The following is a 13144-nucleotide window of genomic DNA, read 5'->3' as shown; positions in this document are numbered from 1 at the left end:
GGTGTTCCGGCGTCAGGCGCCACCATACGCTCCTTGCGGAAGCAGCACCGTGCTGCGCGAAAGGACACCGTGACCACCCTGTCGAGGCCTCCGGCCGATCCGGCCAACCGGCCCAAGAATTCCTTCAAGCTCAAGCCCTGGCTGCTGGAGGGAATGCCGGACACCTCGGGCAAGCGGCAAGGCCCCCACGGCCAGCCCTCGGAGTCGCACAAACCGCAGGCATGGTGGAAGGTCATGTGCCTTACGGGCCTGGACTACTTCTCCACGTTGGGCTACCAGCCGGCCATCGCGGCACTGGCGGCAGGGCTGCTCTCCCCCTTGGCCACGCTGCTCCTTGTCACGGCCACACTTGCCGGCGCGCTGCCCGTTTACCGCCGTGTGGCCAGGGAAAGCCCACGCGGTGAAGGTTCCATCTCCATGCTGGAGCGGCTGCTCCCCCGCTGGGGCGGCAAACTCTTTGTCCTCGCCCTGCTGGGCTTCGCGGCGACTGACTTCATGATCACCATCACGCTCTCAGCAGCCGACGCCACGGCCCACCTCATCGAGAACCCGTTTGCGCCCGAGTTCCTTGAAGGCCAGAACGTAGTCATCACCCTGGCCCTCATCGCGGGCCTTGGCATCGTCTTCCTCCGAGGCTTCAAAGAGGCCATCAACGTTGCCGTCGTCCTGGTAGGCGCCTTCCTGCTGTTGAACCTGGTGGTGATCGCCGTCTCCATCGGCCACGTGTTCACCGAGACCCGGGTCATCACGGACTGGTGGACGGCACTGACCACATCCCACGGCGACCCCATCATGATGATCGCCCTGGCATTGCTGGTGTTCCCCCGCCTGGCTCTTGGCCTGTCCGGCTTTGAAACCGGCGTAGCTGTCATGCCGCAGATCAAGGGCCACCCCACAGACACAGAGGCGAACCCGGCCGGCCGCATCAAGGGCGCCCACAAGCTCCTGACCACCGCCGCGATCATCATGAGCTCGTTCCTCATCACCTCCAGCTTCACCACGGTCATGCTGATTCCGGCCGCGGAATTCGAGCCCGGCGGTAAGGCCGATGGCCGCGCTTTGGCCTACCTTGCCCACAAATTCCTCGGCGATGGCTTCGGGACCATCTACGACATCAGCACCATTGCGATCCTCTGGTTCGCAGGCGCCTCCGCCATGGCCGGGTTGCTGAACCTTGTCCCAAGGTACCTGCCCCGCTACGGCATGGCGCCCGCCTGGTCACGGGCTCTTCGCCCGCTGGTCCTCGTTTTCACGGTGATCGCATTCATTGTCACCATCATTTTCCAGGCCGACGTCAACGCCCAGGGCGGCGCCTATGCCACTGGCGTACTGGTCCTGATCACCTCAGCCTCCATTGCAGTGACACTCTCCGCACGCCGAAAGAAGCAGCGCGGGCAGGTCATCGGCTTCGGCATCATCTCGCTGGTATTCATCTACACCACCGTGGTCAACTCCATCGAGCGGCCCGACGGCCTGAAGATTGCCGCACTCTTCATCCTGGCGATCCTGGTGGTCAGTTTCGTCTCCCGCATGCGACGCGCCTTCGAACTGCGGGCCACGCACATCAAGATGGACCACAAGGCCTTGGAATTCACGGCCAACAACTCCGACGGCCCTGTCCGGATCATCGCCCACGAACCCAAGCGCTTCAGCGCCGACAGGTACAGGGAGAAGCTGCAGCATGCCCAGCAGGCCAACCACCTCCCGGTGGACTGCGACGCCGTCTTCATCGAGATCATCGTGGACGACAGCTCCGACTTCGAACAGGAGCTCCAGGTAGTGGGCAAGGAACGGCACGGATTCAAGATCCTGGAAGTCCACAGCAACAATGTGCCCAACACGCTGGCCGCGGTGCTCCTGCACATCCGCGACGTCACCGGCTTCATGCCGCACATCTACTTCCGCTGGACCGAGGGCAACCCCATCTCCAACCTGAGCAGGTTCCTGTTCTTCGGCGAAGGTGAGATTGCCCCGGTGACCCGTGAGGTACTCCGGGAAGCCGAGCCGGATATCACCCGCCGCCCCTGGGTCCACGTGGGCTAAGGGACTACCGGCTCGCTGCCGGCACCAGCACCCAGAGCACTTCCACGGTCTCATCCGTGGGGTTGATCCAGGTGTGGGGCTCGCGGCCGGGGAAGGAGAGGGTGTCCCCCTCTTCGAGCTCGTACTCCTCGTTGGTCAGGATCAGCTTGATGCGGCCCTTGACCACGTGGAGCACGTCAACATCGCAGTCCACTGCGTAAAGCTCGTTCTCACCCCGGCCCCGGGGCTCGATGGTGGCCTGCAGGATCTGCAGGCGCCGCTCCGAGCGGGCAGTCAACAACCGCTCCACAATGCCTTGGCCACCCAAGGAAATCCTGGGGCCGTCGTCGCGACGTGTCAGATGGGTCTCCGGCGCGGCGAAAAGGTCGCCAACGGAGACCGAGAGCACTTGGCACAGAGTCACCAAGGAAGCCACCGACGGAGATGTCAGGTCGCGCTCCACGCGACTCAGGAAGCCCTTGGTCAGACCGGTCGCGTCAGCCACCTGCTCAATGGTGAGGCGTTGTGCTTGCCGGGCTGCGCGGATTCTGGAACCGATGGCAACGGGAACATTGCTCGGTTCAACGGGTAGAGCCTTCATTCACGAACCTTTCAGGCCTGTCATGTGGCCCTGTCATTGGAGCAATAGTAGCCGGGAGGCACGTAAACAAGGCCACTGCGGACGTAACCATGTTCAAAGGATCTTGACTGTTACTCCGATCACAACATATCCTCATAGGCAACAAGTGTTGTCTGTGAGGCACACAACACGTTCCCCAGCTTCAAACACAATCTCCAACCGTCAGCACGGAGACTTCGACGCCCTGCAGGAGTATCGTCGAAAACCCCAACCTCCGTGCATCAGCTCCAAGGACCGTTCATGGAATCTTCGGCTATTAACATCGCAATCGTGGTGGTGTACCTGCTCGCCATGCTGGCGTTCGGCTGGTGGGGCAAGTCCCGCACCAAGAACAACAGCGACTTCCTGGTGGCCGGCCGCCGCCTGGGCCCCTTCCTTTACACCGGCACCATGGCCGCGGTTGTCCTCGGTGGCGCATCCACCGTTGGCGGCGTGGGCCTCGGTTACAAGTTCGGCATCTCCGGCATGTGGCTCGTGGTCGCCATCGGCTCCGGCGTCCTGCTCCTTAGCCTCCTGTTCGCCGGCACCATCCAGCGGTTGAAGATCTACACGGTCTCCCAAATGCTGAGCCTGCGCTACGGCAGCAAAGCCACGCAGACCTCCGGCATCGTGATGCTCGCCTACACCCTCATGTTGTGCGCCACCTCCACCGGCGCCTACGCCACCATCTTCGTGGTGCTCTTCGGCTGGGAACGCTGGCTGGCAATCGCCGTCGGCGGCGCCATCGTGCTGGTCTACTCCACCATCGGTGGCATGTGGTCCATCACCCTGGCCGACCAGGTGCAGTTCCTCATCAAGACCGTCGGCATCTTCTTCCTTATGCTTCCGTTCGCCTTGAACGCTGCCGGTGGAATGGACGGCATCCGTTCACGCCTGGAGGACAGCTTCTTCCAGATCGATGGCATCGGTACCCAAACGATCATCACGTACTTCGTCGTTTACACACTGGGCCTCCTGATCGGCCAGGACATCTGGCAGCGCGTCTTCACTGCCAAGACCGCGAAAGTTGCCCGCTGGGGCGGCGCCACCGCAGGCGTCTACTGCATCCTCTACGGCATCGCCGGCGCATTGATCGGTCTGGCAGCCCGCGTTGCACTGCCCAACATCGACGTAGCCAACCTCGGCAAGGACGTCGTCTACGCAGAGGTCGCTACCCATATCCTGCCCGTCGGCATCGGTGGCCTGGTCATGGCAGCAGCTGTCGCGGCCATGATGTCCACCGCCTCCGGCGCCCTGATCGCCGCCGCAACGGTGGCTCGCGCCGACGTCGTGCCTTTCGTCGCCAGCTGGTTCGGCAAGACCATCAACACCGATGACACCGAGAACCCCGAGCACGACGTCAAGGCAAACCGCTACTGGGTCCTGGGCCTCGGCGTGCTGGCAGTGCTGATTTCCATGGCCGCGCAGGATGTTGTGGTCGCCCTGACCATCGCCTACGACATTCTGGTCGGCGGCCTCCTGGTTGCCATCCTCGGTGGCCTGGTGTGGAAGCGCGGCACCGGTATCGCAGCTGCGTGGTCCATGGCGGTCGGTTCCGTGCTGACCTTGGCATTGCTCATCATGTACGCAGTTGGCGTCATCCCCAGCGAAGACGGCGTCTACGCGAACGAGCCCATCTACTGGGGCCTTGGCGCCTCGCTGGTGGTCTACGTCGTGGTCTCCCTGCTGACCCCGCCCACGGACGCAGCTGTCCGCGAGGCCTGGGACAAGCGCGTCGCCGGAGCCATCCCGGAGGAACTGTCGCCGGAAGTACACCCGGTAGGCAGCAACAGCTAAGCAGGCAATATCCGACGGCGGTGCCGCCCCTTCGCGGGGCAGCGCCGCCGTTTTGCGTTCCCGCCCCAAAGAGCGCAGGGCGGGCCTCACAACGGGGGGAGGTGCGGTAGGGTTGTCCCAGCTTCAAGAGATGTGGCGCCAAGCTCCGACTGGCCATGCACCAACCCCATGTTCACGGGTGGTTCGGATGAGGAAGCGGCCCGACCCGGACCTGAGACAACCGAGCGGGCAAGAGCACTCTCCACAGGAGCAGCCCCGTGCCGTATCACGAGCCGAGCCACAGCCAGCCGAGCCACAACGAGCCGATCCACGGCGAACTGAGCCACGCCCGCAGCGCCCCCGCCGCAACCGCAACCGTCAAGGTGATCCCCGCCGTCGACCTTTACCTTGGCACGGTGACCATACCGACCCGGAACCGGACCCTCTGTTTCCTGTGTACACAAACGGCGCAGATCGCCGAGGCGCTGGCGCGGGCGGTCCGGCCCTCCACGTGGTGTGGGGCTTCGGGAACGCTGACGGTCACCGTAGCCGCGGCAGGCCAGCGGGAGGGCCGGCCATGTACCTTCATTCTCAGCCGGGAAACCGCCTAAATCTCCTCGTCCTCCTCGCGGAAGTCCTCGGTCTCGTCAATCGGAACCACCCGCTCGTCGTCCTCGGGGGCGTCCACTTCCTCCACCCACGGCTCGTCTACTTCCTGGTCTTCGGCGTAGTCGTAAGCCGGGTCCGACTCGATGGTTGTTCGTTCCGGATAGTTGGAATGTGATTCGGTGGTGTTCATGCTGCTACCTCCGTCCCGTGGGCTGCCTGCAGGAGCCCGGTGGCCAATTGCGCGTTGATAAAAAACCCGCCCCTGTCCTTCCATCTGAGCACCAGGGCAAGCATGGGTCAAGGCCCGGAAAAGGGATCGCGCAACGCCCCGAATTACGGTGCACCGAACATTCCAACTAAGGAATACCGGCCAAAAATCCCCGCCGATAAGCGGTAGTGTGGGGCGTGCAATGGGGCCGCAACTACCCCACCAAGCACAGGAGATAAAGTGCAGATGCACCAGGAATCCCAGAGTTCGTCGAGCCCCGCTCCGGACCCCACCCCCGAATCACCGGAAACCCAAGGCACCGCCACACCGTCGGCGTCGGACATCCGGCGCTGGCGGCAATACCTGGCCGATGAGCGGGCGGAAGCCGCCGTTTACCGCGAACTTGCCCAGCGGCGTGACGGCGAAGAACGCCAGATCCTGCTGGCCCTGGCCGAGGCCGAGGGCCGGCATGAGGCCCACTGGCTCAAACTCCTCGGAGACCAGGCCGGGATGCCCAAAGCGGCGTCGGCCCGCAGCCAGTTCCTGGGTTTCCTGGCCCGGAACTTTGGATCCGTGTTCGTCCTTGCCCTGGCACAGCGTGCAGAGGGCCGCTCCCCGTACGGCACCGAGCCCGCGGCGACGCCGGCGATGGTGGCCGACGAGCAGATCCATGAGGAAGTCGTCCGCGGCTTGGCCACCCGGGGCCGCAACAGGCTTTCGGGCACCTTCCGCGCTGCGGTCTTCGGCGCCAACGATGGCCTGGTGAGCAACCTCTCGCTGGTGATGGGCATGGCCGCCACCGGGGTGTCCAGCTCAGTGGTGCTCATGAGCGGCGTGGCCGGACTCCTGGCAGGCGCCCTGTCCATGGGCGCCGGCGAATACGTTTCCGTCCGCTCTCAACGCGAACTGCTCAACGCCACGCTCCCCACCCAGGCGACGCTCACCGCAGCCCCGTCGTTGGACATCGACCACAACGAACTGGTCCTGGTCTACCTGGCACGTGGCATGACCCGGGAGGCCGCCGAACACCGGGCAGCCGAGCGCATGGGACTGTTCAGCTGCGACTGCGATCCCAGCCTTTCGCTCCAACCCGAAAAACCGGTCACCGACGAGCACGAATCCGTGGGTTCGGCCTGGGGCGCGGCGATGTCCAGCTTCTGCTTCTTCGCCTCCGGCGCCATCGTGCCCATCCTTCCGTTCATCTTCGGCATGACGGGCATGGCCGCCCTCCTGGTGGCCGGTGTCCTGGTGGGAGTCGCGCTGTTGGCCACTGGCGCCGTCGTCGGATTGCTGTCCGGAACGTCACCACTCAGCCGCGGCCTGCGGCAGCTGGCCATCGGGCTCGGAGCAGCAGCTGCCACCTACGGCCTCGGATTGCTGTTCGGCGCCGCGATCGTTTGAGTTTGGACGGCTCCGCCGCCAGACCGTAATGTTGGTTCGTCCTCCGCGCTGCCCCGCGTGACCAAGGGCATGAGGAATGGAGAACCGTGGACGCGGAGCGGGAAACAACGCATGTGCCAAGGCACCGGCGCACGGGTACAGCAGGGCGTGTTCTCCGCGTCCTGCTGATGGCCGTGGTTGCCGCGCTGGCAGCGGTCCTGGTCACTGGATTCCTGAACGGCGATCCCCGCATCACCGCACTGTTCCCCGGCGTCAACGTCCCGGGCAGCCCCCAGATCGGGAAGCCCCAGCCCACCGCGGCGCGCGTCCCGGATGCGCCGCCGCCCGGGCTTGAGGAAGCGGACGCCCCGCTGGCCTCGCCAACAGCGCCCGGTACGACGAACGATTCGTACAAGTTCCTGGCGACCAACGACGACGGCACCCCCGTTGGCTACTCGCCGTGCCGGCCGCTGCACTACGTGGTGAACAACGCCACCGCACCCCAGGGAACCGACGCACTGCTTGCCACGGCGATCGCCAACATCTCCGCGGCCTCGGGCATCCAGTTCGTCAGTGATGGAACTACCGATGAACTGCCCGCAGACAAGCGCGAGCCCTACCAGCCAAACCGCTACGGCGACCGGTGGGCTCCCCTGCTGATTTCCTGGACCACTCCCGAGGCAGCGCCTGCGCTGGAAGGCAAGGTCATCGGCACCGGCGGCAGCACCATGTATTCCCTGGACAAGGGTCCCAAGAGTTGGGTCACAGGGAGCCTGGAACTCGACACCCCGCAGATCGCCGATTTGCTCTCGGAGCAGGGGGGCGCGGACTACGTCCTGGCCGTCATGCAGCACGAACTGGGACACGTCATGGGCCTGGACCACGTGGACGATCCAATCCAGCTCATGTACCCGGAAATCGGCGCACCGGACGGCCTGGCAGCTGGGGACCTGAACGGTCTCCACCTCCTGGCCTCCGCGCCCTGCCGCAAGGACATCTAGCCGACCTCCTGCGGGAACACGACGCCATGGACTCCGGACCGTGCTGGACCTATGCTGACGGATACGGCCGACGGCGGCGCCCCACCGCTCGTCCGCGGCCTCCACGTCAGGGGGTTCCATGGAACCTTATGGGTCGTCCAAGTGGCCGGACCCGGATCCTCCCCGGCCCCGTTTCCTTCCGCCGTCGCCAGGTCCGCGCGAACCACCGGAACCCCGCCCGCCCATCAAGCACAGCAGCGTCGCCGTCATCTTGTTCCTGCTCGGAATTCTGGGGCTCGTCTGCGCCGGTGCTTTTTTCGGCGGTGAACTGCAGCAGTTTCTGTACGGGTCATCACAAACGCAAAGCCAGCCGGCCCGCCCCGGCTTCGCGCCATTTGGACAACGCGATGATCCCTTGCCTGGCCGGGAAGAAGCGGATGCACCCCTTGGGGCGCCCCCGCCAGTGCTCCAGGCCAGCAGCTCGTACAAGTTCCTGGCCGTCAAGGCGGACGGAACACCGCTGGCCTATTCACCCTGCAGGCCCATCCATTATGTGGTGAACTCGGACCTCGCACCTGCTTCGTGGCAGGACTTGGTGGAAGAGGCCGTCCAGCAGGCCAGCAATGCCACCGGCTTGAAGTTCATCTACGACGGGCCCAGCTCCGAGATCCCCTCCCCCAACCGTTCCGGCTACCAGCCTGCCAGGTATGGCGATCGTTGGGCGCCGGTGCTCATCGCGTGGAGCACACCGGAACAGGTACCGCGCCTGACCGGGCAGACCGTGGGCCTGGGCGGGAGTTCCTCCATCGGCCTGAGCAACGGATACAAGGCGTACGTGACAGGGACGGTGTCATTGGATGCCCCGCAGTTCGCAGGCATCGTGGACACCCCGGACGGGGACGAGATCGGCGTCGCTGTCATCATGCACGAACTGGGGCATCTGGTGGGGCTGGACCACGTGGACGATCCCCGCCAGCTCATGTACGGCCAGGCATCCTGGGTCCGGCACTATGCAGCCGGCGACCTGACCGGGTTGGCCAAGCTCGGTGCAGGACCGTGCAGCAAGGACTTCTAGGCCGGGGTGATTACAGCCGGGCGCTCATCCCGCCAGGACCGCGAGTGCCTCGTCCACCGTATCCACCAGGAAGATCCGCTCCGCCATGGGTTTGCCCGCCGCAAGGCTTTGCAGCATGGGCCAGGCCGGGAAGGTCCGCTCCCAGTGTTCACGTCCCACAAGGACCATGGGCGTGATGGTTTCGGGCGCTCCGTAGTAGTTCTCGCAGGCGTCCTGGAAAATTTCCTGCACAGTCCCTGCGGCCCCGGGCAGGAACACGATCCCGCCGTTGCAAAGTTCAAGGAGGATCGCCTCCCGGATGGCATTGGCGAAGTATTTTGCGATGTGGGTGGCGAACAGGTTGGGTGGCTCGTGCCCATAGAACCAGGTGGGGATGCCCAGCGTCGGGGTACCGTCGGGATAACGTTCGACGACGGCCGCCGCCTGCCGCGCCCAAGCCGTCACCGAGGGCCTGAACCCCGGAACCTCGGCGAGCGATCCGACGGCGGCCTCCAGTTCGGCGTCGGGCCTTGCACTGAAGTACGCGCCCATATTTGCCGCCTCCATGGCTCCCGGACCTCCGCCGGTGGCGACGGCGAAGCCGGCCCTCGCGAGCAAACTGCCCAGCCGGGCGGCGTCGGCAAATTCCTTGGAACCGCGCTGGGCAGCATGGCCGCCCATGACCCCCACGATCCTGCTCCCGGCGAAAGCGCCCTGGTCAAGTGCCTCGTCCAAGGCGTCGCCGATGGCGTGGTCGTGCAGGGCTGCGGCGAGCGTCGCGTCGAGGCTCTGCCGCTGGCCAGGCAGGATGCTCCACTGGTAGACCTGCGCGTCGGTGGTGGCCTCGTACTCGGTTTCCGGGATGTCCGGATAGAGCTCCGCCGGGGTGTAAAGGCTTCCACGGTAGGGGTCGAAAGGGATGCCCTGCAGCTTGGGGAAAATCAGCGCACCGCGCCTTCGCAGGCTGTCCTCCACACCGGTGTCGAAGGTGCAGCCAAGGAAGATCGCACCCTGGGGGTCCATGGCTTTCAACTGGCGGGAGTAGCCCCGAAGGTCCAACGATTGTGCATGCCAGCCATGCATTGAGACGGCCCCGGCGCGAACCAATCGATCGAAGTGAACCATGCTCTCGACGTCGAGAGTTCTGGGACTGGGGTTCAACGCTGCGGTGCGGTTCATGGTTTCAGCGTAATGGCCGCGCACACCCGTCTGCCGGGATCCGACGAATGGTCCGGCCTGGACCCTAGCCATGGAGTTACCCCAAGGAGTACAGTAACCATCACTGCTTCACTTCCATTTGTTGGAGGAACCGCAGTACCCAACTGAATGGCGTCAGGGGGGGCGTCGTAAATTTGCCGGCTGGGGGGCCCAACATCTGCTCGAGGAGCAATGGTTGTGGACCGTCCAAAATACGCTCGGCGTCGTCATCAATTCCCCCTGTTTCGTACTCGGAAAATCCTTGGCTTGCTGCTGGGCTCAACCGTTGCCTTCTCCGCATTGACGGTGGGTATCGCTGCGCCTGCTTCAGCGGCGGTTCCGCCTTGTCCTGGCACCGGCGGTGCCATGCAAGTGGTGGCCCACACGGACGACGACCTGATTTTCATCAGTCCTGATTTCATGCGGGACATCCAGGCCAAACGGTGCGTACAGACCGTTTACACCACAGCCGGCGAAGCCGGCGAGGGCCCAAGTTATTGGAACAGCCTTGAAGCCGGAATCCGGGCGAGCTATTCGAAAATGGCCGGCGTCGCTGACGCCTGGACTACCTCGGACGCCGGCATTCCCGGGCGGCCCCTTACGCTTCAGACATTGAATGCGGCACCCAACATTTCCGTTGTCTTCATGCGGCTTCCGGACGGCTTCCCCGACGGGACAGGGAGCAGCCGCTACGGCGGCCAGAGCATCCTGAAGCTGTGGGACGGCAGGCTTAGCTCCATCCGCCCGGTTGATGGGGCCGCAGCGTTCACCAAGAGCCAGTTCCAAACGACCTTGAACCAGCTGGTGGCCAATTACCGGCCCACCACCTTCCGCACCCAGGACTGGACCGGCAGCTACCAGAACCCCTATGACCACAGCGACCACTGGGCCACGGCAAAGTTTGCCCAACTGGCCAGCCGGGCCTACACCGGTCCCCACACGGCCTCGGCCTACGACGCCTATGTGATCGACGAGTACGCCCAAAATGTCACCGGCGCTGATCTGACCAACAAGGTCAATACCTTTGTACGCTTCGCGGACTTCGACAAGTACCTCTGCGACACACCCTGCCCCGCACCTCCTTACAGCGACTGGCTCAAGCGGCAATACATCACTGCCATCGAATGGACCGGCAACGCCGCCAAATCAGCAGGAACCACGGTGAGCGCGTCCTCCCAGAAAGCTTCGGCACAGAGCCCGGAAAAGGCCCGCGATGGCTACGCCTGGGGCACCCCCATGGACGCTGGCCGGGAATGGGTGACCAACGGGGGCAAAGCCGGCAGCTGGATCCAGTACAACTTCTCCCCCGCCCGGACCATCAACGCAGTAACGCTGTTCGACCGGCCGGTCCTCAGCGACCAGGTCACCGGCGGCAACCTGGCCTTCCCGGACGGAAGCACGGTGCCTGTGGGAGCCCTGCCCAACAACGGCTCCGGACTCACCGTGAACTTCCCGGCCCGTACGGTCACCTCGGTCCGCTTCAACATCAGCTCCGTGAGCGCCTCCACCACCAATGTGGGCCTGTCCGAGTTCGAGGCCCACATCACTGCCGATGTCATCGCGCCGGAAGTAACAGCGACCCCCGCAGGCGGAACGTATGACATCGGACAGAAGGTCACACTGGCAGCGAACGAACCCGCCACGATCTACTACACGCTGGATGGAAGCACGCCCACCACGGCAAGCGCCAAGTACGCCACCCCGATCACGGTGAATGGTCCGCTGACGCTGAAGTACTTCGCTGTGGATACTGCGAACAACCCCTCCGCCGTGGTCACCCAGACCTACTCCACCGGCCCTGACGTCACCAAGCCAGTGGTGACGGCCAACCCGACAAGCGGTCCATACGCTCCGGGCACCACCATCACGTTGACATCCAATGAGGCAAACTCCGTCATCAAGTACACCAAGGACGGCAGTGATCCCCTGGCAGCAGGCGTGGTGTACTCCGCACCCATTGTGTTCCCGGGCCCGGATCCGATGACCCTCAAGTTCTTCGCCACGGATCCTGCCGGCAACGTATCGGACGTCGTCACACAGACCTATACCGTCCCGCCGGACACCAGGGCACCTGTGGTGACGGCCAGTCCGACCAGCCGGGCACTGGCCAGCGGGGCGACCATCACCCTCTCCGCCGATGAGCCGGGCGCCAGCATCTACTACACCACCGACGGCAGCACCCCGACTGCCACGGTATCTGCAACGAACATCTTGTACTCCACCCCGATTGTCATGGGGACGACGCAACTGAACCTGAAGTACATCGGAGTGGATACGGCAGGGAACGCCTCGCCCGTTGGAACCCAGACGTACACGGTTCCCGCAGCCGGTCCGCCGTCGTCCCATGACTTCAACAGTGACGGCAAGGCAGATGTCCTGTCCTCCGACAGTGCCGGCAACCTGTTCCTCTACCCAGGTGACGGCGCAGGCGGACTCGGCCCACGGCAGACAGCGCTCGCGGCGCCGGCATGGTCAACGATCACTGACATCATCACCCCCGGCGACTTCAACAAGGACGGCAAACCGGATCTGCTGGCCCGCGGCGGAGATGTGCTGTGGTTCTACCCGGGCGACGGCGCCGGCAGCTTCGGGCCACGGGTCCAGGTGAGCATCGGGTGGACCACCATGAGCCAGCTGTTCTCCCCCGGCGACTTCAGCGGCGACGGCATACCGGATGTCATCGCCCGGAGGAGCAGCGGGGATCTGCGACTCTACGAGGGCACAGGGAGCGGTGGTCTTCGTACACCAACCACCATCGGAACCGGCTGGAATGTTATGAATGCAATTCTGAGCACGGGGGACTTTAATGGAGATGGTACGACGGATGTGCTGGCCAGGCGCGCGGATACAGGCGCCCTCTGGCTCTACCCGGGCGACGGAACCCGCGGATGGCTCCCCTGGAAGCAGATCTCCGCGGGCTGGGACAACCGAACATTGATCGCAGGGCCCCGGGACCTCGACGGCGATGGCAAGAACGACGTGATCGGCCGGATCGGCGACACCCTGTGGCTCTACCCAGGCAGCGGCAGCGGGACCCTGAGCAACGTCCCACCCACCAGCCTCGGTACCGGTTGGCAAGCCATGGCATTGATCGGCTAGCCAACCCCAAAAACCTGGCGCGGGTCGGAGTTTTCCCCCAGACTCTTCGGCCCGCGTCAGCTATGTGCGGACGCTTTGTGCGCGGGCTTGTTGGGGGCGCGTGTGGTTGCGCGACGGGTTCTTGTGCGACGGAGTCCTGTGCGACGGAGTCCGGAAGCGCGTTCGACGGCGGTACCCGGCTCCGTGCTCTTGGCTCACGC

General features: G+C 64.5%; 10 protein-coding genes and 1 riboswitch. Of the genes, 7 read left to right on the top strand and 3 right to left on the bottom strand.

From position 1 onward, the window contains the following. Nucleotides 1-69: 69 nt before the first annotated feature. Nucleotides 70-2043 carry an APC family permease gene (locus N5P29_RS05435; protein WP_262277626.1) on the top strand — a complete coding sequence of 658 codons (1974 nt, stop codon included), beginning with the start codon at nucleotides 70-72 and terminating at the stop codon, nucleotides 2041-2043. A gap of 4 nt (nucleotides 2044-2047) precedes the next feature. On the opposite strand, the gene N5P29_RS05430 is transcribed toward N5P29_RS05435, so the two are convergent. Then, complete coding sequence (locus N5P29_RS05430) at nucleotides 2048-2623, bottom strand: helix-turn-helix domain-containing protein (RefSeq protein WP_262277625.1); 576 nt, start codon at nucleotides 2621-2623, stop codon at nucleotides 2048-2050. Between the two features lie 279 nt (nucleotides 2624-2902). Between N5P29_RS05430 and N5P29_RS05425 the strand changes: the two genes are divergently transcribed. Beyond that, a complete protein-coding gene (locus N5P29_RS05425; protein WP_262277624.1) occupies nucleotides 2903-4438 on the top strand; it encodes a sodium:solute symporter family protein in 1536 nt (511 codons plus the stop codon). Nucleotides 4439-4559: 121 nt separating this feature from the next. After that, nucleotides 4560-4679: riboswitch (SAM riboswitch) on the top strand. 16 nt (nucleotides 4680-4695) lie between these two features. Further along, nucleotides 4696-5028 (top strand): hypothetical protein, encoded by a 333-nt coding sequence (locus tag N5P29_RS05420; RefSeq protein WP_262277623.1) that lies wholly within the window; start codon nucleotides 4696-4698, stop codon nucleotides 5026-5028. Here the strand turns inward: N5P29_RS05420 and N5P29_RS05415 are convergent. Continuing rightward, a complete protein-coding gene (locus N5P29_RS05415; protein ID WP_262277622.1) occupies nucleotides 5025-5216 on the bottom strand; it encodes a hypothetical protein in 192 nt (63 codons plus the stop codon). The genes N5P29_RS05420 and N5P29_RS05415 overlap by 4 nt on opposite strands. Nucleotides 5217-5480: 264 nt before the next feature. On the opposite strand from N5P29_RS05415, the gene N5P29_RS05410 reads away from it, so the two are divergent. From N5P29_RS05410 to N5P29_RS05400, 3 genes are all read left to right on the top strand, one after another. Next, on the top strand, nucleotides 5481-6635 hold the full coding sequence (locus N5P29_RS05410; protein ID WP_262278508.1) for a VIT1/CCC1 transporter family protein: 1155 nt from the start codon (nucleotides 5481-5483) through the stop codon (nucleotides 6633-6635). An 86-nt stretch (nucleotides 6636-6721) separates the two neighbouring features. Continuing rightward, the gene (locus tag N5P29_RS05405) at nucleotides 6722-7615 is read left to right on the top strand and encodes a matrixin family metalloprotease (protein WP_262277621.1); all 894 of its coding nucleotides are present in this window, start codon (nucleotides 6722-6724) and stop codon (nucleotides 7613-7615) included. Between the two features lie 118 nt (nucleotides 7616-7733). Then, entirely contained in the window at nucleotides 7734-8669 is a 936-nt protein-coding gene (locus tag N5P29_RS05400) for a matrixin family metalloprotease (protein WP_262277620.1), read from the top strand. Between the two features lie 24 nt (nucleotides 8670-8693). Here the strand turns inward: N5P29_RS05400 and N5P29_RS05395 are convergent, their stop codons facing one another. Then, a complete protein-coding gene (locus N5P29_RS05395; RefSeq protein ID WP_262277619.1) occupies nucleotides 8694-9827 on the bottom strand; it encodes an LOG family protein in 1134 nt (377 codons plus the stop codon). A gap of 285 nt (nucleotides 9828-10112) precedes the next feature. On the opposite strand from N5P29_RS05395, the gene N5P29_RS05390 reads away from it, so the two are divergent. Continuing rightward, nucleotides 10113-12944, top strand: a complete 2832-nt coding sequence (locus tag N5P29_RS05390) for a chitobiase/beta-hexosaminidase C-terminal domain-containing protein (RefSeq protein WP_262277618.1) — start codon at nucleotides 10113-10115, stop codon at nucleotides 12942-12944. Nucleotides 12945-13144 lie beyond the last annotated feature (200 nt).

Origin of the sequence: Paenarthrobacter sp. JL.01a, assembly GCF_025452095.1 — a bacterium.
Taxonomy (GTDB): Bacteria; Actinomycetota; Actinomycetes; order Actinomycetales; family Micrococcaceae; genus Arthrobacter.
Note: the sequence above shows the minus strand (reverse complement) of the source record. Positions and strands in the feature narration are given on the sequence as shown.